Source organism: Mesorhizobium sp. M4B.F.Ca.ET.214.01.1.1, from assembly GCF_004791545.1.
In the GTDB taxonomy this organism is placed as follows: domain Bacteria; phylum Pseudomonadota; class Alphaproteobacteria; order Rhizobiales; family Rhizobiaceae; genus Mesorhizobium; species Mesorhizobium abyssinicae.
In genome coordinates this window covers 58,098-81,240 of the sequence record NZ_SRUX01000004.1, presented here as the reverse complement: position 1 = coordinate 81,240, position 23,143 = coordinate 58,098, and the positions used below count along the sequence as shown (strand labels likewise).

The window sequence follows — 23,143 nt, the reverse complement described above, 5'->3', positions numbered from 1 at the left end:
TCAGGACTCTCCAAGCCAGAATGTATCCGGCATGTAGACACCGAAGTAGGAGGTCGGGTCGTAGCCGTAGAGCGCCTTGTCAGGCAGATTGCGCAGCCGCGAGGACGCCAGAATTGGCTGATGCGTTCCGTTCACCGTGCCGATCGAAAACACCTGATCGGTGTAGATCGACAGCATCGAATTCCAGATTTCGGCTCGCTCCGTGGCTTCGGTCGATGCGTTCCAGCGCTTGAGCAAAGCCATCAGCTCGACCACAGGCGGAAGGTCGGGCGCCTCACCCAGCGTGCCGTGAGACAAGTAGTGGGCACCCCAGAGCGGCCATTGCAGCTGGTCGTCGATGGTGGGGGCCAGCTGGTAGGGGTTCATGTCGGCGGTCGGCACGCCATTGTCGATGCCCGACCAGATCGACATCATGATCTGGCCGCCAAGCGCGCGGCTGCGGAAGATGTCGCGCTGTGAGGTCCGGATGAACAGGGCGATGCCGATCTGGCGCCAGTGATCGGTGATGAGTTCGAGCGCGTCGGTTTCCAGCGTGCTTTCGCCGGCCGTTTCCACGATGATCTGCGCCGGGCGTCCATCGGGAAGTACCCGCAGGCCGTCATCGTCACGCGCCTGAAGCCCGGCCTCGTCGAGCAGGGCATTGGCCCGGTCGGGATCATGGGCGATCCAGGCTTTCGCGAATTCCGGCCGGTAGAGCGGGCTCTCCGGCAGGATCGTATCGGCACTCTCCTGCGCCAATCCGTAGAACACGGCCATATTGATCTCGCGCCTGTCGACAGCGAGCGAAAGCGCGCGGCGCACGCGCACGTCACGAAGAAGGCCGCGCCACACCTGGTCGGCACAGTTCAGATTGGGCAGCAACGCCAGCCGCGAGCCCTGTGTGCGTTTCCACAGACGCATCTTCACCGGGTAACGCTTCTCCGCGTCCTTCAGGAACGCGTAGTCGGCGAAGTCAATTCCCATGCATTGCAGGTCGCTCTCGCCCGCGCCGGTCTTGGCGGAAATGATCGCCGACGAGCTGACATTCATGACAATCCGGTCGACATAGGGCAGTTGCCGGCCATTCTCATCTATTCGATGAAAGAACGGGTTCCGTTCGAAGACGAACTGCTCGGCCGGCGGCTTGGTTCGGTTCTGCCAGGGATCGAGGGTCGGCAGATCCGGGTTCTCCGGGCGATACTGCCGCGACATGCGGATATGCAGGAGCGTCCATTTCTGGGCCCGGTTCTCCTTCATCAGGCCGGCGAGCCGGAATGGATCCTGGTATTTCTTGTGGAACTGCTTGAGATAGGTGGCCGGCAGAACAAGCGACAGCGGCGAAGCCGCAGCGAGCTTAGGCAGGAAGTCGGGATTGGGGGCATCCCAACTGTAGCGGACCGTCAACGGGTCGACGATCTCGAAGCGTGGCGGCTTGCCGTCCGCCAGCAGCACCGGGGCGAGCCCGCCTTGCGAAAGCTCATCGTTGAGCCAGACATCTTCCCAGCAATAGCGAAAATCCTCCGGCGTCAGCAGGCTGCCGTCAGACCATTTGTGTCCTTCCCGTATCTTGAAAGTGAAGACGCGATCATCCGCCACGTCGAAACTTTCGAGAATATCGGCTTGCAAGTTAAGCTTCTCGTCATAGCCGACCAGGCGAGCGTATCCGTAGATGGTCATCATCCGGATATCTTTTTGGCTGCCGATGATCGTACGCAGCGTGCCGCCATACTGGCCGGGCTGCCGGCCCATCGCAGCGAGATTCAACGCGCGCGGGCGCTTGGGCAGGCGTTCGGCGAGTGCCGGCAGCGACCTGGCCTTCAGCCGTGGCTGAAGAAAATCCGGCTCCAGATCGCCGGCGCGCACCGTGCCCGGCAGAATTGCCGAAGCCATGAGCCCAAGGACTGTGCGCCGGCTGATCAATGGCGTAGCTCGCTGACATCGGCCGAACGTCGGGCCAGCACGAGGTGGCCGCCGCCAAGATCGAGCGGCGACAGCATATTCTCGTCGCCCTCGTCGCGGAATTGCGGTCCCCATGCGCTGGTGTCGGAAGCGCCGCTGAGCTTCAGCGTCCTGAAATCCATCGGCCTGTCGAGATCGGGAAAAGGCACCGCGGCGACCAGTGAGCGCGTGTAAGGGTGGATCGGCTTCCTGAGCAGGATTTCGCGCGGCGCAAGCTCGACAATACGCCCGCCGCACATCACCGCGATGCGGTCTGCCATGTAGTCCACCACCGCGAGGTTGTGGGATATGAACAGGTAGGTCAGGCCCAGTTCCTTCTGCAGGTCCTTCAGAAGGTTCAGGATCTGCGCCTGGACAGAGACGTCGAGCGCCGAAACCGGCTCGTCGCAGATCAGGAGTTCAGGCCCCAGCGCCAAGGCCCGCGCGATGCCGATACGCTGACGCTGCCCGCCGGAGAAACTGTGCGGATAACGCTTGATGAAGCGCGGATCGAGCCCGATCGCCTGCATCAGGCTCTTGACCGTTGCGAGGCGGGACGCGGCATTGCCACGTTGATGGATCTCCAGCGGCTCGCTCAAGATGTTCTCCACCGTCATGCGAGGTGAGAGCGACGAAACCGGATCCTGGAAAACCATCTGGATTTTCGCGCGCAGCAGGCGCAGCGCGTCTCCCTCGCCTCCCAAGACGTCGATCGGTCCATCGCGGCCATTGAAGATCACAGAGCCGCCGCTGGGGGTGACGGCCCGCATGAGGATCTTGCTGACAGTGGTTTTGCCGGAGCCGCTTTCGCCGACCAGACCCAGGCACTCACCCCGCCTGATATCGAAGCTCACGCCGTCCACGGCGCGAATGGAGGTTTGATGATCCCCGCCGAACCATCCGGATTTGCGGATGGTGAAGGTCTTCGTCAGATCCCTGACCGACAGCAGGATGTCGTCCGGCCCCTTGGACGCCGGCGCCGTCTGCTTGCCGAGCAGGTTCCCGACATTCACCGGCACCTCGCGCAGCGCCTTCAGCCTTTCGCCGGGCTTCAGGTCGAAATGCGGAACGGCAGCCATCAGGCCCTTCAGGTAGGGGTGGCCCGGCCGGCGGAATATCGCCTCGACAGGTCCCGCTTCCATGATCTCGCCATGGTACATGACCACCACCTCGTCGGCGACATTGGCGACCACGCCAAGGTCGTGCGTGATCAGCAGCATCGCCATGTTCAGCTTGCTCTGAAGCTCGCGCAGCAATTGCAGGATTTGCGCCTGGATGGTGACGTCCAACGCCGTCGTCGGCTCGTCGGCGATCAACAGAGCGGGCCGGCAGACAAGCGCCATGGCGATCATGGCGCGCTGACGCAGTCCTCCCGAAAGTTCGAACGGATACATGTCATAGGCGCGCTTGGGATTGGGAAAGCCGACAAGGCTGAGCATTTCCTCGGTCCGCGCCTTGCGCTCCGCCCGAGCGATGGGCGTATGAATCTGCAGGGATTCGCTGACCTGGTTGCCGATCGTGTGCAACGGCGACAGCGATGTCATCGGCTCCTGAAATATCTTGCCGATGCGGCTGCCTCTCAACGCCCGGATTTCAGGTCCGTCGCGCGACATCTGCAGGATATCCTGCGTCGTGCCGGGCTTTTCAGGATCGGAAAACAGGATGCGGCCACGAACATGGGCTGTGTTCGGCAAAATGCCCATCACCGCCTGGCTGAGAACCGATTTTCCGGAACCCGACTCGCCCACAAGCGCGGTAACCTTGCCCGGCAGGACGCGAAGGTTTGCGCGCCTGACGGCATGCAACGGCCCGCCGATAATGGCAAAAGAGATGCCAACATCCTCGATCCGCAGCAGGTCAACACCTGAATTCATTCTTAAACCAGCCCCACTCTGGCAACTTCCAGAAAGCGAGACTAGCGTATTGCCAGCCTAGAGCAACTTGGATTCGAAGCGGTCGCCAGCGGCGGCGCCGGCGACCGGACCGCCTGGCAAGGGCGTTCGGGTTGGTTCGTGGCGCTTACTGGAGCTTGCTCGGGTCGCCCGCCGACAGCCGGGCGGCATCGCGATGCAGCAGCATGACCTGCTCGGCCTCCGATTTTCGATCGTGAATCGTCTCCATCGCACCGTCTTCATCGAGCGCGAGCGCACCCGACAGATCGGGTGAAAGCACCGTCAGCTTCTGCTTGATGCCGGTCAGCTCCTCATGGCCCAGCGTCAGCCAGCTGTTTGCGCCGCAATAGCTGGCGAAGTCCTTGCTGGCGAGAACGCTGTGCGGATATTTCTTGGTCAGGATCTGGAGGCGCTGGACCTCGTTTACAGCCGAGCCGAAGACAGAGAATGTGAGCCGGTCGGTAAGCCCGACATTGCCGAACATCACATTGCCGACATGCAGGCCGATGCCAAATTTTATGTCGGACAACCCCTGCTGCTTTCGGCGCAGATTGAGATCCATGACCCGCGCGCTAGCCTGGTGCGCTGCCGCAAGAGCAGCCTGGCAGGCGATCTCGGACTGCGAGCGGTGCCTTTCGCAGGGGTACACGGCAATAAAGCCGTCCCCGATAAAACTCATGATCTGCCCGCCTTTGCGATTGAAAGGCGCGGCAACTGCGTCAAAAAACTGGTTCAGCGTATCGATATAGATTTCGCGGCCCGAGGTTGCGGCAAGCCTTGTCGACCCGCGCATGTCGCCCATGACCAGTGCGGCCCGGATCGTATCACCCTCGCCGCGCCTGATCTGACCGTCAAGCACGCGCCTGCCGGCGTCGCCGCCGAGATAGGTGGTCATCATGTTGTCGGCGAGCTTGGTGAGCACCGCCATCTTGGTTGCGATCGCGAGGTGGCTCTGGATGCGAAGCAGCGCTGAAATCATGCTATCGCTGAAGCCTGCAGTGCCGTCGGTGGACCACGACCCGATCATGCCCTGACTGGTGTCGTCGCTGAAGGGATGGACGAAAGCCATGTAGTCGGTGACGCCCATAAGCGCGAGTTCACCGAAAATCGGAAACTCCGGCGGCAATGACGGGTCGATCCGGCGACGCAGATGGTCGAGCTTGTTGCTGAGCAGATGGTAGTACGGGCTGGTCAGGAATCTGTCGGACGGCTCGCCCGGCTCAACGCGGAAACCTTCCACTTCCATGCCCTGGCCGCGAACCCAGGTGAAGCCAAGCGCATCATAAAGCGGATGCAGCATCGAAAAGCTCAGATGCACCCGCTTCAGCGGCAGGCCGGCAGCAGCCAGCCGCTCGCAAAAGCCTTTTACCAATGTTTCCAGGTCGCTGCCCGCCAGCGCCGATTGGTTCAGCCAATCTGCAACCTTATCCATGAGAATGGTGGAAATTTCTGCCTGCGCTGTGCTCATGCTATCTCGCAACCCGTCGAAGACGGAGCCCTTGTCGTTTGATCCGCCATAAAACAGTCCGCCAACAACCCCAAGGATAATCCCCCGAAGTCAACGAGACCTGCTTCGGCGGCAAAAGCGGCGAAGAATTTCCCTGATGACTGTCCTTGCGGCAGCAGACGTAACTGCATCTATGTTCTGGGCGTTATGTGGCGAAGCTGCCTTCGGAGTGCAACCACGATCCTGACATCGGGCAGAAAATTCGCCGGCTTGGACGCTGTCAGGCCTTCATCACTTTCTCGCGGGCCAGCCCGAGGCGGCCAAAAACATTGCGTGTGTCGACGATCACAAGGGCGTGATCAGCGATCGCCCGATAGTCGATCGCGTCGTGGTCGGTTGCAACGACGACAGCATCGAAATCCTTCAAGGCCGCCTCGGTCAATTCGACCGAGCGGCGCCCCTTGATCGCCATATGCTCCCGCGTGGCCGGAATCTCGGTGACGTGCGGATCGTGGAATTCCGCCTTGCCGCCCCATTCCTCAATAAGCTCAATGAGCCGCAGCGAGGGGCTTTCGCGGATGTCGGGCACATTCTTCTTGTAGGCCAGCCCGATGATGAGAATGCGCGAGCGGCTGAGCGCCTTGCCGCAGCGCCTGTCCAGCGCCTTCGCCAGTTCATCGACCACGCGATGCGGCATGGCCGTGTTGATCTCTGCCGCCAGCTCAATGAAGCGGGTCGGCAGTTCGTATTCGCGCGCCTTCCACGTCAGGTAGAAGGGATCGATCGGAACGCAGTGCCCGCCAAGTCCGGGGCCAGGATAGAAGGGCATGTAGCCGAAGGGCTTGCTCTTTGCCGCCTCGATCACCTCCCAGATATCAATGCCCATCGCGTCGAACACGACCTTCAACTCGTTGACGAGCGCTATGTTGACCGATCGGAAGATGTTTTCCGTCAGCTTGACCGCCTCGGCGGTCGCGGTGGTGGAGACCGGAACGACGGTCTTGACCACGCCCTGGTAGAAAGCCTGCACCAGCCTCGCCGCTTCCATGCTATCGCCTGCCACGACCTTGGGGATCGTCGCGACTTCAAAGCTGCGGTTGCCGGGATCCTCGCGCTCGGGCGAGAAGCCGAGGAAGAAGTCTATCCTCGACTGCAAGCCGGTTTCTTCCAGTATCGGCTTGATCACGTCGTCAGTGGTGCCGGGATAGGTGGTCGATTCCAGCACGATCAGCTGGCCGACACGCAGATGCTTCGCAATGGTGCCTGCAGTGTTCCTGACAAAGGAGAGATCCGGCTCACGGTGTTTCGTCAACGGTGTCGGAACGCAGATGATGATGACATCGCAGACGGCCAGTTCGGCAAAATCCTCAGTGGCGCGGAACCGTCCGCCCGCCACCTGGTCGGCAAGGGCAGTCGACGTCACTGCCTCGATGTAGGATTGGCCGTTGTTCAGGCTCTCGACCTTCTGGGCTTCGATATCGAAGCCGAAAACCGGAAAGCCGGCGCGTGCGATCGCAACCGCCAGCGGCAACCCGACATAGCCCAGTCCGATCACGCCGACTTGCGCGGCGCGGGTCGAAATCCGGTCTAGAAGACGGTCATATATCGATCGCGAGGCGTCCAAAAAACTGCTTTCCCGTCAATTCGGACAGGCGGTCCGTTCCCGTGGCGAGGCTCACTAGGAACCACGGCCGAGGCATATTGCCCAAGATCGATTTCCGCAACCCCGTCATCGAACCGGCACCTTCGCCTTTAGGCTGGCGGCAGCCATCGCGTAGCCGCCGGCCGCGCCATCGATGAAATGAAGGTGATCGCGCTGCAGCGGCGAGGCGACGAGGCATGTCATCAAGGCCGATTTCTGGCGGTGCAGGCCATAGTTGCAAATGCCCGCATCTTCCGCCTGCTTCAGCCGGTTCTCGATCCGTTGCAACACATCCGCGTCGACGTCGATGGTCATCTTCAAGCCGTCGTCGAACTTGCGGAAATCCGAATTGCTGGCCACGTCACGTTTGTAGACCTTCGGATCGAAACTGCCGATCGTCCAGCCATATCTATCGGTGACGGCCGTGAGCGTCATCAGGAACATGACCCACAGCTTCGTTAGCCAGCGCCGTCCTGCCGGGGCCGTGGCGCGCGCCTCGATATCGAGGCCGGCAGGCAGCAGGCTGTAGTCCGGCCCGTTCACCGGTACCGGGTGGCCATCGCGTTCCTGCCTGCCGGCAAGGGCGATGATGTCGGACGCCAGAAACTGAAAACCGCGCAAATCGCGCGACGCCCCCGGTATGGCTATGATCGAGACGATTTCGCCGTGCCGGGCTTCGATCGGATTCCAGCGGCAGGAGAGGCCGGTCAGATCCGGCCGCGCGCCGGCCGGCGCAGGATCGATGCGGTAGCGTCCCGCTTTCATCTCGGCTTCCGCCCAACTGCCGCCGCCGCCGGCGAACATGGCATAGAAGACCGCTTCGGAGGCTTGAAACCTCGCCACGCGAACGTCGCGGCCTTGCGCTCTTATATCCTTTATCGGCACGATTGCGGCACGCAAGGTCAGGTCCAGTTCGTCCGCCACCCATCTCTGGACAGCCGCCAGCGCGTTGCGGGTAACCTCCAGCGCCGAGCCGGGAAACGCCACCAGCGCGCCGTCGCCGCCGAAGACAAAGGGAAGGTCTTGCCGGCCAAGCGCGTTGAGCAGCGCCGAAATGACGCTGGCGCCGGCCATGTTGACGGTCTTGTAGCGCCCAGCCTCGATCGCCTTGGTCGAGCCGACGATGTCGGCCGTGGCCAGCGCCCAGCCATCGGGGAGAGGCCGATAGTTGTCTATATCGGCGACGCTTTCGAACTTTGCGAAGACCGGCAGAGAAGCGACAAACGGGTCGGACGCGGCGGCTGTTTCCATGAGCATGAGATAGCACATTTCCACTGCTTGAAGGTGAAGTCGATCGTGCTGCGAAATTGACTTGCGCTGGCTTTGCGATGATAGGGTCCGGAAATGCGAATTGCCTTCTACGCGCCGCTGAAGTCACTCAATCATCCCGTTGCCTCCGGCGACCGCCAGATGGCAAGGGCGCTGGTCAAGGCGCTGGAGCGCGGCGGGCATAGCGTCGAACTGGCTTCCGAATTGCGCTTCTATCTACGCGAACCGGAGTCGAAAAGTTTCGATGCGCTCAAGATCGAGGCCCGAGCGGAAGCGGCGCGGCTGGCAAGGCTTTGGGATCATGACGGCAAACCCGATCTCTGGTTCACCTATCATCCCTATTACAAGGCGCCCGACCCGATCGGGCCAGAGCTGGCATCGGCCTTTGCCGTCCCTTATGTGACAGCGGAAGCCTCCTATTCGAGGCGGCGCAACACCGGTTTGTGGGCCGATGCGCAAGCGTTGGTGGTGCGAGCCGTCGAACAGGCGGCGCTGAACATCTGCTTCACGCAAAGGGATCGTCAGGGACTGGCAGAGGCGATACCCGATGCCGCTCTGGGCATGCTTTCGCCCTTCATCGACACATCGGCATTCCGGGAAACCCCGACACGGGGCTGTCCGACGCGCCTCATTACCGTCGCCATGATGCGCCCGGGCGACAAGCTCGAAAGCTATCGCATGCTGGCGCAAGCGCTCGGCTCGATCGGCCACCTGCCCTGGACCATTTCGGTCGTCGGGGACGGGCCTGCCCGTGAAGAGGTCAAAGCGCAATTCGCGGGCCTGCCCGCCGACCGTATCGAATGGCTTGGCGCGATTGAGCCAACCGCCGTGCCGGATGTCCTCTACGGTGGGGGAATTTACGTCTGGCCGGGTTTCGGCGAAGCCTATGGCATTGCCTATCTTGAAGCACAGGCCGCCGGCCTTCCGGTGGTAGCTCAGGACATCGCCGGCGTGCCGGAGGTCGTGCGGGATGGCCAGACCGGGTTTCTCACCCCGCCGGGCGATGTGGCGGCATTCGCTTCCGCCATTGAAAGGCTCCTGACCCGGAACGACGAAAGAACCATCATGGCCGCGGAAGCCAGACGCTTCACCCTCGAAGAGCGTTCCCTCGGTGCGGCGGCTGCGCGTCTGACCGAACTTCTTGCGAAGATCCCGGTTTCATGACACCCGATCGGATCTGGCAACCCCTGGTGGAAGAACTGGCGCGTCGGCAACGGGTGGGCCGCAAGGCAGAGTTCTGGCTGCGCGACGATGACGCCGTGGATCCGACGCCCGCGCTTGACCGGCTGCTCCGCCTCACCGGTGCATTCGCGGTTCCGGTCGCCCTGGCCGTGATTCCGGCCCGGACTGATGAGAAGCTTGTCGCCCGGCTTGACGAGGCGCCGCATGCCACGGTCGCAATCCATGGCTGGGCGCACCGGAATCATGCGCCAGAGGACCAGAAAAAGCAGGAGCTCGGCCCGCATCGGCCACGCGAGGCGATGCTCGATGATCTGGCGCGCGGGCTGTCGCACGTAACCGGCCTGCACGGCGCACGTGCCGTTCCGATGCTGGTGCCACCCTGGAACAGGATCGACGCCGGCCTGGTTTCCGACCTTGGATCGATAGGATTTGCGGCATTGTCGGTCTACGGGCCGCCGAAGCCGGCTTCGCTGGCGGTCATCAACAGCAATGTCGACATCATGGATTGGCATGGCACGCGCGGTTGCCGCGATCATGGCCTGTTGGTTCAGGCTATCGTCGCGCAACTGCAGCAGGCATTCGATGGCGGCGAACCGGTCGGCCTGCTCACCCACCATCTCGTGCATGATGAATCGGCCTGGCTTTTCCTCGAACGGCTGTTCGCAGTCACCGCACAGGCTGAAGGCTGCGCATGGCTTCCGATCAGGACATTGATCGGGCGCAGCGCCGGCAAAGGAAAATAGCTCAGCGCTTTTTATGCGATGAGACGGGAAATTCGAGCGTCTGGCCATCCCGCGCGGCAAAAGCGCCTGCAAACCGGTCTTTGGCCAATTTCTCCATCTCGTCCAACTGATCGTCGGTGCGCGACGGATCGTGGTGAAACAGGGCAAGCCCCCGCGCGCCGGCAGCCTCACAGAGCTTGACTCCCTGTTGCCATGTCGAGTGCCCGTTGCCGCGGTAGCGCTCCATTTCCTCCTCGGTGTAGGTGCAATCGTAAATGACGAGGTCGGCATCCTCGATGAGATCGAGGATCGCCTGATCGAGCTGGCCCGGCTCGTGCTCGGTGTCCGTGATCACCGCCACGACGCGGCCACCCCATTCGACCCGGTAGCCTATGCAGCCACCGGGATGGGTGAGACTGCCGGTTCGGACCACCACCCCTTGGCGCGGCCGAAGCACGTCTCCGGATACGAAATCGCGATAGTCGAGGCTTGCCTTGCAGACATCCAGTCTCACCGGAAACCAGGGCGGCCGCATGAACTCATCGACCATCTGCCGGGTCGTCATGCGTCCTGCAAGATGCCCGGACCAAAGCCTGAGTTTGACGCTCCGGTCATACATCGGCTTAAAGGCCGGCAGCCCGATGATGTGATCGTAATGACAATGCGTGAAAAACAGATCGAAATCGGTCACGCCCGACGCACGAAGCGCCCAGCCGGCAGGCCGCAGGCCAGAGCCCGCGTCGAATAGAAGCGTATGCTTGCCGCATCGCATCTCGATGCAGATTGTGTTGCCGCCATAACGAGAGAATTCTGGCCCCGATACCGAAATGCTGCCGCGCACGCCCCAAAACCTGACCAGGAAAACGTCGTCGTCCATGCAAGCCCTTCGTAGTCCCCCTCGGCCATCGTAGCCAAACAACTGCTGCTAGGCGAGAAAGGTTTTCCTCCTGATGACCTTGTCCGTGAGAGGCCCGTGCCATCACGACGGCAAGGATCGAGCGCAATTCATTCGTTATTGGCGCTTCGCGCGTCGATCAGATCCGCGGTCGTATGGCTCAGGCGATCGGCAAGAACCCGAACCATCTCGATGGTCATTTCCGGGAACTCCTTCATAAGCCTTAGGAAATGATCCTTGTGAATTCTCAAGGCTTCAACCGGACTTGCGGCTCTGACGGTGGCCGTGCGGGAGCTGTTGCACAATATGGCGATCTCGCCAACGATCGAATTTGGCAGCAGTTCGGCAACTTTTATCGGTCCGCTGTCGGAATCGACCAGAATATCCGCCCTGCCTGAAAGGATGACATAGGCCGCATCTCCCTCATCACCCTGCCGGAAAAGGATCTGGCCGGCGGCGTAGCTCACGCGATCGGATGTGAACGCAAGCAGCTTGAGCTTTGTCGGCTCTATGCCAGAGAACAAGGGAACGCGTTGCAGCATTCCAACCTCATCCTTGAGCAGCATTGTCGCGAACCTTCCCAAAACTCACGTCTGCGAGACTAGAACAACCGACCCCCAGATAGGATCAATTCTGTTTCCGGGTAGCGGGACGAACCACGCGAAAGGTGGCGGGCCCGATCAGCCGGAAACCCGAATCCCTTGACCTTGCCACAAGTTCCCACCGGCAGAATGATCCCATCTGAATGTCCAATGCTCTATGATAGCAGTTCCTTGAAGATACCGCTCTCCGCCAAAAGTGTCTCGTGTGTTCCGTCTTCAACCAATTGGCCCGAGTCGAAGACGACAACGCGATCGAACATCATCCCCATTGCCGGATTCGTCACCACCCACACAATTGCCGGCGAATGGCCGTCGCGTCTGGCCTCCTCGAGCACGTTTTGCAGCACCTTGTCCTGCATACGCTGGTCGAGCGCCGACAGCGGCCGGTTGAGAATGAGAAAATCGGGACGCTTGAGCAAGGCCCGGGCGACGTCGAGCTTCTGGCGCTGTCCACCGGTCAGCCGCCTACCGCCGGAACCGACATTGAAGTCCAGACCGACATCCAGAACTTCGGCATAGAGCCCCAGCTCGTCAAGAATGTCATAGACGATGGAGCGTATGCGGTCCGGCGCGTCGGGATGGTTGTTGCCCACGCGGCCGAACAGGACATTGTCCATGACGGTAGCCGCGGCGATGTATTTGGCGGGATCATACCGTTCGACCGCATTCTGCAGCTCGGGCGGCAGGTTTTCATAGAATCCGTTGCGCGCAGCGACGATCTTGCTCATCAGCTCGTCGCTCAGCAGGCCGAAGCGATGCCGGGGCTCGATATAGGCAAAGCTCAAGGTGACGATCATGGCGCGATCGTTCTCTGAGACCGCCTCGTAGGGACGGTTCTTGAGCCGTTGCAGCAAGGTTTCGTAGGCGGGTATCTCCTCGGCGCTCATGAAGGCGAGCTGCTGGAAGAACTGGTGATCGGGCGGCAGGTCGGCAAACAGCTCGATCGCCTGGTCGGCGATCTCCATGCCCATTTCGTAGAGCGTGCGGTCGAGGCCGGCCTGGCTCAGCACAGAAGCAAAATACGGATTGGCCGCCAGAGCCCTGTCGGCCAGTTCGGGGCCGGCGGCAGCGCCGAAGAGCAGGTTCTGGCCGATCGTTGCTTCCTTGTTGTAGGCGCCCGGTTCGAAAGGAACCACCAGTCCGCTCAGCCCTTCGTGTTCCAGCCGCGTTCGCAGCGCCGCACGCAGTTCGACGATTCGCCTGGCAAGCTCCGTGTGACGCGTCAGGTCGGCCGAAGAGCGCAGGCCAAGATCCAGAATGTCGCGCGACAGAATAACCGCGTCGAGCACCCGGCGCACGGCTTCAAAGAGGTCGTGCGGGCCGGTAGCGCCGGCGGAAGCGTAGTCGATCCAGTCGCTTTGGATATCATGATCGGGATTGCCCGACCGGCGCGCCTCGTGGATGTTCCATCGGCGCTGGTCTGCCGCAGCGCCGTCATAAGTCACCGATGTCAGCGGCGCATGCTTCAACCCGTAGAGCAGGTTGTCGCGGAGGCTTGCCTGGAACAGGAAAACATCCGACGAGGCATAGGACATGCGCCGGCCGGTCACTGCTTCGGGGAGTTCAAGCAGGTCGTGGGCGCCCGAAGCGACCTTGCCGCCTTTCGGCCGGTTCAGCCGCGCGAAGGCTTCCGCCAGCGCCTCCGCTCCACCTGTTGCGGTACTGACCAGCGCCACCGTCTCACCCGGCTTGACCTGGAGGGAGATACGGTCGAGGAGCAATGCACCGCCATCGTCCGCTATCGACAGACCGATCGCCGACAGCGGGCCGGTCATCGGCCCGGGGGCGTCGATCGTCAATGCCCCGATTGTCGGCGCAATGACACCGTCGACGGTGAACTGTTCGACGACCTGCTGATATTTGACCTGGACATCCTGCCGCGCCTGATCCCAGTCGATCAGTTCCTTCATCGGTCCGGGCAGGTCCTTGTAGGCGCCGATCACGGCCACGAGCTGGCCGACGTCCAGCCGCCCCTCGATGACCAGATACCCGCCGATCATGTAGAACAGGAAGGGCGTCAGCTGCGCGAGAAAATTGTTGAGGAACTTTACCATGAATTTCCATTGGTAAAGATCGAAGCGGATCTTGAAGATGAGCCCTAGCCGGGCAGCTATGTCGGCGCGCTCGTAGTTCGAGGTGTCGTGGACGTGAACCGCGCCGATGCCGTCGACGATTTCGCCAACCCGGCCCGAAAGCGCGCGCGCCGTCAGCTGCCGTTCGCGACCGAGGACGATCAGCCGCCGCCGCATTCGCGGGATCAGCACGATCTGGATCACCACGATCACGACCGCTATCGTTCCGAGCCAGAAATTCTGGACCATGATGAACAGCATGGCCGTCAGCGCCTGGCCGCCGAGCAGCACCGGCTGCAGGAAGGCGTCGCCGATGAAGCCGCCCAGCGGCTCCACCTCGTCCTTGACCATGGTCGCCACTTCGGCGGATTTCACCCGTTTGAAGTAAAACGGCGGAAACCGCAGCACTCGATCAACCAGATCGAAGCGGATACGCCGCAGCATGCGTTCGCCGAGGCGGCCCTTGTAGGTGTTGATGTAGAGTTTAAACAAGCCGTTGATGACGACCAGCAACAGGAACACGACGCTTAGGGCAAGCAGCGTTGCCGAGCGGTCGAGCTGAAAGCCGGAGAAGAACTGGACCTCGCCAATGAACGGCAGGTCATAGTGCAGTCTCATGAATGGCTGGGTGGCGCCCGGTTGCTCGAAGCCTTTGCCTTGGATCGGGCCGTTGACGATCAGCTTCGGCAGGTCGAAGGACATGAAATACGGGATCATCGAAAGCAGGACGATCATCAATATCCAGAGCTGCTGCTTCCTGGTGTGCCTCCAGATATAGCGGGCTAGGCTGGGTTCCATATGCGACTGTGGGTCCTTCAGCTGGAAGGATGCAGGATGTGAGAGCACCTGCCGGCGAAGGGCGCATCGGCAAGGTCTTCGTCGCCAAAGACAAGCTCGCAGCCGCAGCCCACCCAGGACGCCTTCGGTCCGGACAGATGCAACCGGCCCTCTCCGGGCAATGGCGAAGCGGCTAACAGCATAATCACGTCCCGGATCAAACAGCCTTGCGGGGGGCAAGATTGCGTTGTGTCGCCCGAAATCCCACCATACAAGACGACTATGATGGATGTCACGCAACCACGCAATGCCGCCTTGGACGGGCACGAGCAGGCCCTGGACCTTACGCGGGGAATTGCTGCCTATGTCAACCACCCTCTCGTGAGCGGGCTGGCGCGCGTCATCGCCAAGCATCCGCGGGCCGACATCGCCAACGCCTTCAACCACAAACAGGTCGCCTGCAAGATGTGGGCGCTCGACAGGCTTTTCGAAAGCTGCGGCGGCCGGTTCGAGCGCATATGGGTGCTGGGTGGATGGTACGGCGTATTGCCGGCAATGCTTTTCAACGACGCCCGTTTCGACATAGCGGCGGTCGATAGCATCGATATCGATCCCGAAGTCGGCGCGGTGGCCCTGACCCTCAACCGGGAAGCCGGCGACCGGTTCCGGGCGCTGACGGACGATATGTACGCACTCGACTATGCGGCCGGGCAACCCGACCTGGTGGTCAATACAAGCTGTGAACACATAGCCGATCTCGGCGCCTGGCTTGCTCTGCTTCCGCGCGGCACGACTGTCCTGCTGCAATCGAACGACTATTTCAGCGAGCCGACGCACATCAACTGCGTGGCTTCACTTGCAGCGTTCGAAGCCATGGCGGCGCTGCGCGAGATCAGGTTCTCCGGCGAGCTGCCGACGAAGAAATATACGCGCTTCATGCTGATTGGAACTGTTTGAAGCGCTTTGCGCGTCTCTAACACGGACGCGACCCGCGTTAGGATTTCAAGGACCAGGCTCGATGCCGCTCGCGCAGGATTTGCGCCGCGTGATGCGCGCCTTCCAGGTCGAGGCGATGCGCGGATGGCGCCGGCGCCACCAGCGCCTGTTCGATCGCTTGCGCCAAACCTTCAGGCGTTAAGTCCTTTTCCGTCAGCACCGTTGCAAGACCGAGTTCTTCGAGCATCAGGGCGCGAACCGTTTGTTCGGTCTCCCCACCGGCTGCAAATGGAACCAGCAGGGAGCGGCAACCGGCGCGCAGGACATCGCAGACCGTGTTGTAACCCGCCTGCGAGACCGACAGGCGGGCGCCGGTCAGCAGGCTGGCGAAATCCTCGCGGAACCGGAAGATGGACAGCCCCGGCGTGGCATCGCGCGCGATCGCGTCAAATTCGTCTTTCGGCAAGTTTGGGCCGGTGATCAAACACCATTTCCAAGCGTTGTTGGCATTCCTTGCGGCGGCGATGGCGGATCTGACCAGGTGTTTTCCGGCAGCGCCGCCGCCAACCGACACCAGAACGTCGAAGCGCTCGGAGGCCGCGGGCGGTGGCGGCGCGGCAACGAGCCCCGTGTAGGTGACCTCGGCTGTGATCGCCCCGGCCAGTGGAAATGTCTTGTCGATGGTTGCGAAAGCCGGATCGCCGTGAACCATGACAACGTCGAAATGCCTGTTGATAAGATCGACCGTTTCCTCGTTTCGGCCCGGCTTGACGCGCTCCTGAAGGATATCACGGACAGACGTCGCCAACAGCGGCCTGGGCGATGTCGCGTCGATGGCCTCGATCAGCGGCATGAGTTCGAAACGCATCTGCCGGCGTCCAAATGGAAACGCCTCGATCATGACGATATCAGGCCTGCAATCCCGAAATGCCTGCAGCAGCATCTCTGAACGCCGCTTCTTGAAATCATCGTCGATGGGTTTGCCTTGCAGGTCGACAAGGCCGGAAAATCCTTCATCACTTGAGGTGACAGGTGGCAGGATTACCGACTTTACCCCCGGTCCCGGAAATCCCGCGACCGGCGCTCCGCCGGTCACGACGGTGACGTCAAACCCATCATCGACCAGAGCCGCCGCGATGCGGCTGGTGCGCGCGAGATGACCGATGCCGAGCAGGTGCTGGACATACAAGAAGGCGCGCAGCCGCATCATTCGGCAGCCTGCCACTCCTGTTGGAACAGCTGTTTGAGCTGCCCAATGCTTGCCATATGGTCGAAATTGCTTCGCACGCGCCGTTCGGCGGCGTCGCCGAGGCGAGCGCGCAGCGCGGGATCACGGATCAGGCGCTCCAGCGCCTGTGCCAAGGCAATCGGGTTTTCCGTCGGAACCAGCAGCCCGGTTTCATCCGGCGATAAAAGCTCCGGCACGCCGGAAATGTCGGTCGACACGCAGGCAAGCCGCTGGCTGGCCGCCTCGACCAGAACATTCGGCAGGCCGTCCCGGTCACCATTTGCAGTGATCCTGCAGGCCAGGGCGAAAATGTCGGCGCTTCGATAGTGCTCAAGCACCTCCTCCTGCGCAAGCGCACCTTTCCAAGCGACGCGACCATCCAGGCCGAGCTTTAGCGCCAGCGCCTTGAGCCGTTCCAGTTCCTCGCCGCCGCCGATGTGCTCGAAACGCCACGCCAAATCGGCTGGCAGGAGGGCAAGGGCCTCCAGCAAGATATCGTAACCCTTCTTTTCGACGGCGCGCCCGACACTGAGAACGACAACCGGTTCGCCCGGCGCCGAGCCGTCATGCTGCTTTCGCGCCTCGCCGAAGCTGCCGAAGCGATCAAGATCGAGCCCATGATAGCTCAGATGTACGGACGAGTTGCCGTTGGCGAGTTCCTTCAGACGGTCGAAGCCTGTTCTTGTGCAGGTGACCGTCCAACGCGCCGAGGACAGCTTGCCGGCCAGATCCCAGTCCGCCGAAGTCCAGATGTCCTTGGCATGGGCCGAGCAACTCCAGGGCAGACCAAGAAGCAGGCTGGCATAGCGCGTCACCGATGCCGGCGTGTGCACGAAGTGCGCATGCAACCATCCCGCGTCTTGCGGCCATTCGGCGGCCAGCACGAGTGCCTGCCCGAAGCGGCGCACGCGATTGCGCGTAAAGTCGCGGGGGATATCGGTGGCCAGCGATCCGAGCGCGCGCCAGAAGCCCGGACGCGGCAGACAGGCAAACAGCGAGCGAACCACGCGTAGCGGCTCTTGATGCAGATATTCCGGCAGATAATGGACCGGCGCCTTGATCTCGTCATGCACGGGGTGGCGTTTCGCGTCGGTCGGCCGCCTGAGCGCGACGAGTACCAGGTCGAACCCCGCACGCTCCAGACCGAGCAGTTCCTGCGCGATGAAGGTTTCCGACAGCCGCGGATAGCCCTTCAGAACCACGACGATCTTGCGACGTTGCAACTCAGTTCGATCCTTCGATGACCGAAAGGTGATGGCCGGCCCGCCGGTCGAGCAGTTCTGCGACGATTTCGGAAATATGAGGCAGCCCTTCCAGCGTCAGATGCGGATTGCTCTGCGACGGGCGAGGCCGGTCCGGCAGCGCCACCAGTGCATCGGCAAACCGCTGGGAATCCTTGGCCTCCTCCGGCAAAAGCATCTCGATGAGGCCGAGTTCTGCTGCACGCCGCGCGCGGATCAGCTGTTCCTCGCGGGGTTCGATGCGCGGCACGATCAGCGCCGGCTTGTCGAAAGACAGGATCTCGCAATAGGTGTTGTAACCGCCCATCGCCACAACCGCCTTGGCGCCGGCAATCAGGTCTTCCATGCGGTTGTCGAACTCGATGATCTTGATGTAGGGGATCTTGGACCCCTTCCTGAGCAGCTTGTTGCGCTTGCGCGCCGGCATGTAAGGCCCAAGCACGATCAGCGCCCTGTGCTGTAATTGCGGATCCTGCTGATAGGCATCGATAACGTCGTGGATCAGTTCGGCGCCGTCACCCCCGCCACCGGTGGTAACGAGGATATAGTCGCCCTCGGGCCGATGGCCGGGCAACTCGTTCCGCGGCAGGCTCCGTTGCAGGAAACCGACGAAGGTCATCTTTGCCCTGACAGCCGGCGGCACATCCAGGCCGGTCAACGGATCGTAGAAATCCGGCGGACCATAGGCCCAGACCTTGTCGTAAAACATGCCAATCTTGCGCATCACATCCCTGCGTGCCCACTCGGCTTCGAGCAGATGCGGCGCATCCATCACCTCGCGCAGGCCCAGCACGAGCGTGGTGCCTCGCGTTTTGAGATAGGACAGCGTGTCCTCGATCTCGCCGCGCAGGCCGAGCGGTTCCTTGTCGACGATGAAGATATCCGGCCGAAAGCTCTCGGCCGTGTGGCGGATGATCGACTGGCGCATCCTTAGCGTCTCGTGCAGATCGATATCCTTTTCCAGCGAGGTGTATTCGCCGTTGCGCAACTTGATGACGCTGGGGATCTTCACGAAGTCGACACGGGCGCGGTAATCAAAGGCGCCAGCGATGGTCGCACCCGAAATGATAAGCACCTGAAGTCCGCGGAAATCCTCGACCAGCGAATGCGCGATAGTCCGGCAGCGCTGCAGGTGGCCGAGCCCGAACGTGTCGTGGCTGTACATGAGAATTCGAGTGTTTTCTGCGTGCTGGGTCATTGTTGAACGTCTTTTCGAATTCTCGCCTTGAGGGCCGTCACCGACCCGCAGGCTCCGAAACCATCCTGGTCTACAGACCTGTTTTGAAACATGAAGGCGCAATTTTCAATTTGAATCACCCAAGAAGCCGCAGATCGCCTAGCAATCCGCGAACCCACCGACTTCTCTGCACACTGCGCCGACCGGGCCGAACGCGAAAGGCCCGATGGCGCTATTCACTCCAGAATCACACTTCGTTGTGTGCACGGACGCGCGGCGATATCGCGCAATTGTCTAGCTCGCAATGATGACGTCTTGCACCACAACATGGGCTTCTTCAAGGTAGGAGCAACGACGGGCATAGATGTCTTGCTTGCCGATTTGAGGGAAGGCTACAGCGCGATGCCGCTCATGATTCGACGATTGGGAGCCAGGAATCCGGCGCGCCCGGCACGACGTCTCCAATATCTAACCGCGATGTTTGCCCTGATTGCCGGGTCCCTTGTTGTCGGGATAGCCCTCTTCCTGGCCGGTCCGGCACAGGCCCAGACGCCGGCGACCGTCCCGCCCGAAAGGGTCAAACAGCTGTTCGAACTCCTCGACGATCCGTCGGTGAAGGCCTGGGTGGCCGAACAACGAAATCAGGACGCCGGTTCAACGGCAGCCCCTGCCGCGGCAGGCGCTTCACCGGCTGACGCATCGTCCGACGCCGCGGCCGCAACGGGCCAGATGAACACGATGGCATCCTCGACGCTCGATCGGATCAAGCATCACATCGAACGGATCGTGCGAACCTTGCCCTCGCTGCCCGGCCAATTCGCGCGCGTTCGGGAAGCGACCATGGAGGATATGTCCAGCAGGGGACCTGCCGGCGTATTGATGCTGATCGCGATTTTCATCGCTGCCGGCCTTGCGCTCACCTGGGCAACGTACAAGCTGACGCGTCCATTTCGCCTTTGGATCATCGCGCAATCGAAGGATACGCCGACCGGGCGGGCCAAGAAGATTGGTGGCCGCCTGCTTTATTCCAGCCTGCTGATCGTCTCGTTCGCGCTGGGCAGCGCCGGCGCGTTCATGCTGTTCGACTGGCCAATGCTCATCCGTGAGATCGTGCTGACATTCCTGATGGCTGCAGTCGTTACATGGGGGGTGCGCACGTACCTCATAGCCCTGCTCGTCCCTTCCTTCATGCAGGTCGAGAACGCTGTCGAGGTTCGTGCCTTGCCGGTCAGCAACGAGACGGCCGACCATTGGTCCTATTGGCTGACGCGGATCGTCGGCGTCTTCGCCTTCTTCGCCGCCGCGTTTATCCTCCTGCCGGGTCTCGGCATCGACCGTGACGGCATGATGGTGCTGTCGGTGGGCGCCGATTTCGTGCTGCTGGTGCTCCTGCTGCTTGCCGTCTGGCGCCGGCCAAGGACACGGCGCGATGGGCACGGCCACACGGCAGCGACATGGCTGTTGACTGCCTATTTCGTCGCTCTGTTCCTGGAGCGCATCGTCGGCCTGTACACGTGGTTCTGGTTTACCTTGGCCGCATTCGTCCTGCCTTTTGCAATCGTGCTGACGCAGCGCGGGGTCAATTTCGTTCTGCGGCCGGGTTCGGAAGATGCCGGCCGGCCTACGATCCCGGCGGTGACGATCGCTGTGATCGATCGCGGAATCCGGATGATCCTGATCCTGGCGGCGGCTTACCTTCTTGCGCGTGTCTGGGGTCTGGACATGCAGGCCATGCGAGACGGCGATACGACGACCACGCTCATATTGCGCGGCCTGATCAATGTCATTGTCATTGCTCTTGCCGCCGATTTCGGCTGGTCGATCATCAAGGCCTTGATCGAACGAAAGCTGGGCATCGAAACGTCGCATGCGGTGATCGGCGAGGAGGACATCCCAACCCTCGATCCGCAGCAGGCGCGGCTGCGCACGCTGTTGCCCATCATCCAGAACATTCTGCTCGCAGTGATCGTCGTTATGGCGGTGCTGATGATGCTCGCCTCAATTGGTATCCAGATCGGCCCGCTGATCGCCGGCGCCGGCGTCGTCGGCGTCGCCGTGGGTTTTGGCGCGCAAACCATCGTCAAGGACGTGATCTCAGGCGTGTTTTATCTGCTCGACGATGCGTTTCGCGTCGGCGAATACATTTCATCGGGCAGCTACAGGGGTACGGTGGAGAGCTTTTCGCTGCGCTCGGTGAAGCTGCGGCACCATCGCGGCCCGCTGTTCACAATACCGTTCGGTGAACTCGGAGCCGTCCAGAACCAGAGCCGCGACTGGGTTACCGACAAATTCAACATCACCGTCGGCTATGACACCGACATCGACTTCGCTCGTAAGCTGATCAAGCGCATCGGCCTGGAACTGGCGGAAGACCCCGAATTCAAAAACTGGGTGATCGAACCGATCAAGATGCAGGGCGTACAGGAGTTCGGTGAGTACGGCATCGTCTTGAGGGTCAAGGTCACAACCAGACCGGGAGGCGCCTTCGCTATGAAAGGCAGATTCTTTTTACGCCTCCGCCAGGCCTTCAAGGAGCAGGGCATCGAACTCCCATTCCCGACCGTCCACGTCGAGGGGCTGCAGAACCCACATGGGGCAGAGAATGCGCCTGTGGAGATCACACCGGAGCTAAAAATGGCCGTTGCGCAGTCGCATACCAATCGGCGCAGAAAAAAAGCCGGCACAACGGAGTAGGAAAGCTGTGACGCCCGCTGGTAGCAGCGGAATGTTGATTATTTGCGTCAACGAGGCTGCAACCCTCGGTGATCCTTGTCGTTTCCGATGGCGATGCGGCACCCGCATCCATGCTAGCTCAGTTGGGTGTGGCGTTCCTCACATCGGAAGCTCGGGGCTATTTTCGGCAAAGTATTCATGACTATCGCCATTTTCTGTAGCTTGCGGCGGGTTTTCAACCGCGAGTATCTTGGCAAAATTTTGACCGCCAGATGAATAGTCGTCCGTGAAGGCGACGACCTCAAAGTGACTAATTTCGTGTACAATCGTTCCAGATCTTGAATCCGTTCCTTTCAGAGCCGCCGACCAGAACTTTTGACAAACAAAAATATTATAAGGTTGATCACGGAACACATACGCATAGACATCCGGTCCGCAGATGCTGCCGTGGCATCCAAACGTTATTGTCTTGTTTGCAAGAGCATCCGCAATCTTCGAGAAATTTCCAGTGGTCTTTGCGTACAGTCCTACGGTATGCGCCCCAAACCATGTCCGATATCGTTGGGAATTCGGCTGCTGGGCAGAGGGCGTGCCCTGCAAAACCTGCAGGGCAGCCGAGGCTATGTTGTTTGCCTCCGCCAGCGCAGCGCCAATATCAGCCTGTTGAGAGCTGTCACAATGGTCGAATCTGGGTGCCGAGAGCGGTATCCGTTCCGGAGGAATTCGACCGGATAGAAGCCTGAACGTGGCGGCGTTGCTCAGAACCTGGGCGCGTCTCAGGGCAGCTGGATGACCAACCAGCAGACCCACTCGCTCTGTATCATAGGTAACCGCATAGTTCCCTGCTTCATAGATGGCGTAGTACAATGACAGATCGACGGTCGCCGAAATCGATCGTCCGGGTTCGATATCGATAAAATCAGCCTCGGTCGGTTCTGCTCGCTTCACCAAAGGGCCAATATACTGAATTGGCTGCGACCCTCTCGTCACTGAAAAAATTTGGCCCGAGACGCCGTCGATCGGCGTGGTCCATCTGAGCACCCTGATCGGGCTGCCCGATCGGTTCGTGAGAGTAAAAACAATAGTTAGGGGGGTATCGTTTCCATAAGAAGTCAGGCGCGATTGCAGAACTATCTCAATTTCCTGATTCTGCTGCGCAAACGCCAAGGGCACAAGGCTAAAAAAATACAAAAGTACAAGCGTCACACTCCGAACAATACTTGGCATTTTACGCTCCCATATAACCACGATCAGACGGAATTGCTGCGTCTACGTGAGTTTTTAGTTTGCGATAACATACCTGAATCGCCCGCAGCCTACCTTACAAATTAGGAATGAAATTGCTGCGGGCTGGGCATTGCAACTTACCTCAGATTCAAAAAAACAGGAACGCGAAATCATGTCCGTTGCCGCGAATGTCAGCGATTTCGACTGACACCTCTTTCGGGGTGGTATAAGATGAATGGGTACT

16 protein-coding genes are annotated in these 23,143 nt (G+C 60.8%); 4 read left to right on the top strand and 12 right to left on the bottom strand.

Annotation, left to right across the window (positions count from 1 at the left end):
• The 5 genes from EN857_RS09690 to EN857_RS09670 form a co-directional block, all read right to left on the bottom strand.
• Positions 1–1,899 carry an ABC transporter substrate-binding protein gene (locus EN857_RS09690; protein ID WP_127310536.1) on the bottom strand — a complete coding sequence of 633 codons (1,899 nt, stop codon included), beginning with the start codon at positions 1,897–1,899 and terminating at the stop codon, positions 1–3.
• Entirely contained in the window at positions 1,896–3,791 is a 1,896-nt protein-coding gene (locus EN857_RS09685; RefSeq protein WP_127310537.1) for an ABC transporter ATP-binding protein, read from the bottom strand. The genes EN857_RS09690 and EN857_RS09685 overlap by 4 nt, the downstream gene beginning before the upstream one ends.
• 145 nt (positions 3,792–3,936) lie before the next feature.
• Positions 3,937–5,277, bottom strand: coding sequence for an adenylate/guanylate cyclase domain-containing protein (locus EN857_RS09680; RefSeq protein ID WP_127310538.1), 1,341 nt, complete (start codon positions 5,275–5,277; stop codon positions 3,937–3,939).
• A gap of 259 nt (positions 5,278–5,536) precedes the next feature.
• On the bottom strand, positions 5,537–6,880 hold the full coding sequence (locus EN857_RS09675; protein WP_127391581.1) for a nucleotide sugar dehydrogenase: 1,344 nt from the start codon (positions 6,878–6,880) through the stop codon (positions 5,537–5,539).
• A 105-nt stretch (positions 6,881–6,985) separates the two neighbouring features.
• Entirely contained in the window at positions 6,986–8,149 is a 1,164-nt protein-coding gene (locus tag EN857_RS09670; protein ID WP_127391584.1) for a DUF3095 domain-containing protein, read from the bottom strand.
• A 93-nt stretch (positions 8,150–8,242) separates the two neighbouring features.
• Here EN857_RS09670 and EN857_RS09665 point away from each other — a divergent pair, with 93 nt between their 5' ends.
• Together EN857_RS09665 and EN857_RS09660 are read left to right on the top strand one after the other, a co-directional pair.
• The gene (locus EN857_RS09665) at positions 8,243–9,331 is read left to right on the top strand and encodes a glycosyltransferase family 4 protein (RefSeq protein WP_127309467.1); all 1,089 of its coding nucleotides are present in this window, start codon (positions 8,243–8,245) and stop codon (positions 9,329–9,331) included.
• Entirely contained in the window at positions 9,328–10,092 is a 765-nt protein-coding gene (locus EN857_RS09660; RefSeq protein ID WP_127309466.1) for a polysaccharide deacetylase family protein, read from the top strand. The genes EN857_RS09665 and EN857_RS09660 overlap by 4 nt, the downstream gene beginning before the upstream one ends.
• Position 10,093: 1 nt before the next feature.
• On the opposite strand, the gene EN857_RS09655 is transcribed toward EN857_RS09660, so the two are convergent.
• The 3 genes from EN857_RS09655 to EN857_RS09645 all read right to left on the bottom strand — a co-directional run bounded on the left by EN857_RS09655 (position 10,094) and on the right by EN857_RS09645 (position 14,438).
• Entirely contained in the window at positions 10,094–10,948 is an 855-nt protein-coding gene (locus EN857_RS09655; protein ID WP_127284752.1) for an MBL fold metallo-hydrolase, read from the bottom strand.
• 128 nt (positions 10,949–11,076) lie between these two features.
• Positions 11,077–11,532 (bottom strand): cyclic nucleotide-binding domain-containing protein, encoded by a 456-nt coding sequence (locus tag EN857_RS09650; RefSeq protein WP_127284751.1) that lies wholly within the window; start codon positions 11,530–11,532, stop codon positions 11,077–11,079.
• Positions 11,533–11,723: 191 nt separating this feature from the next.
• On the bottom strand, positions 11,724–14,438 hold the full coding sequence (locus EN857_RS09645; RefSeq protein WP_128346031.1) for an ABC transporter ATP-binding protein: 2,715 nt from the start codon (positions 14,436–14,438) through the stop codon (positions 11,724–11,726).
• 264 nt (positions 14,439–14,702) lie between these two features.
• On the opposite strand from EN857_RS09645, the gene EN857_RS09640 reads away from it, so the two are divergent.
• Positions 14,703–15,374, top strand: coding sequence for a class I SAM-dependent methyltransferase (locus EN857_RS09640; RefSeq protein WP_127309847.1), 672 nt, complete (start codon positions 14,703–14,705; stop codon positions 15,372–15,374).
• Between the two features lie 37 nt (positions 15,375–15,411).
• Here the strand turns inward: EN857_RS09640 and EN857_RS09635 are convergent, their stop codons facing one another.
• From EN857_RS09635 to EN857_RS09625, 3 genes are read right to left on the bottom strand one after another with little or no spacing between them, the layout of a single operon-like run.
• Positions 15,412–16,563 carry a glycosyltransferase family protein gene (locus EN857_RS09635; protein WP_127309845.1) on the bottom strand — a complete coding sequence of 384 codons (1,152 nt, stop codon included), beginning with the start codon at positions 16,561–16,563 and terminating at the stop codon, positions 15,412–15,414.
• On the bottom strand, positions 16,560–17,804 hold the full coding sequence (locus EN857_RS09630) for a glycosyltransferase family 4 protein (RefSeq protein ID WP_127309846.1): 1,245 nt from the start codon (positions 17,802–17,804) through the stop codon (positions 16,560–16,562). The genes EN857_RS09635 and EN857_RS09630 overlap by 4 nt, the downstream gene beginning before the upstream one ends.
• A gap of 1 nt (position 17,805) precedes the next feature.
• Entirely contained in the window at positions 17,806–19,020 is a 1,215-nt protein-coding gene (locus EN857_RS09625) for a glycosyltransferase family protein (RefSeq protein ID WP_127283545.1), read from the bottom strand.
• Positions 19,021–19,314: 294 nt separating this feature from the next.
• Here EN857_RS09625 and EN857_RS09620 point away from each other — a divergent pair, with 294 nt between their 5' ends.
• Complete coding sequence (locus EN857_RS09620) at positions 19,315–21,693, top strand: mechanosensitive ion channel family protein (RefSeq protein ID WP_245478222.1); 2,379 nt, start codon at positions 19,315–19,317, stop codon at positions 21,691–21,693.
• Positions 21,694–21,831: 138 nt separating this feature from the next.
• Here EN857_RS09620 and EN857_RS09615 read toward each other — a convergent pair whose 3' ends face one another.
• Complete coding sequence (locus EN857_RS09615) at positions 21,832–22,899, bottom strand: M35 family metallo-endopeptidase (protein WP_127392099.1); 1,068 nt, start codon at positions 22,897–22,899, stop codon at positions 21,832–21,834.
• Positions 22,900–23,143: the final 244 nt, after the last annotated feature.

Bases quoted from the DNA above. Each gene is read 5' to 3' on its own strand.
- EN857_RS09685 (WP_127310537.1), bottom strand. From the start codon at position 3,791: ATGAATTCAGGTGTTGACCTGCTGCGGATCGAGGATGTTGGCATCTCT.
- EN857_RS09645 (WP_128346031.1), bottom strand. From the start codon at position 14,438: ATGGAACCCAGCCTAGCCCGCTATATCTGGAGGCACACCAGGAAGCAG.
- EN857_RS09680 (WP_127310538.1), bottom strand. From the start codon at position 5,277: ATGAGCACAGCGCAGGCAGAAATTTCCACCATTCTCATGGATAAGGTT.
- EN857_RS09625 (WP_127283545.1), bottom strand. From the start codon at position 19,020: ATGACCCAGCACGCAGAAAACACTCGAATTCTCATGTACAGCCACGAC.
- EN857_RS09650 (WP_127284751.1), bottom strand. From the start codon at position 11,532: ATGCTGCTCAAGGATGAGGTTGGAATGCTGCAACGCGTTCCCTTGTTC.
- EN857_RS09655 (WP_127284752.1), bottom strand. From the start codon at position 10,948: ATGGACGACGACGTTTTCCTGGTCAGGTTTTGGGGCGTGCGCGGCAGC.
- EN857_RS09670 (WP_127391584.1), bottom strand. From the start codon at position 8,149: ATGGAAACAGCCGCCGCGTCCGACCCGTTTGTCGCTTCTCTGCCGGTC.
- EN857_RS09615 (WP_127392099.1), bottom strand. From the start codon at position 22,899: ATGCCAAGTATTGTTCGGAGTGTGACGCTTGTACTTTTGTATTTTTTT.
- EN857_RS09660 (WP_127309466.1), top strand. From the start codon at position 9,328: ATGACACCCGATCGGATCTGGCAACCCCTGGTGGAAGAACTGGCGCGT.
- EN857_RS09635 (WP_127309845.1), bottom strand. From the start codon at position 16,563: ATGATGCGGCTGCGCGCCTTCTTGTATGTCCAGCACCTGCTCGGCATC.
- EN857_RS09665 (WP_127309467.1), top strand. From the start codon at position 8,243: ATGCGAATTGCCTTCTACGCGCCGCTGAAGTCACTCAATCATCCCGTT.
- EN857_RS09640 (WP_127309847.1), top strand. From the start codon at position 14,703: ATGGATGTCACGCAACCACGCAATGCCGCCTTGGACGGGCACGAGCAG.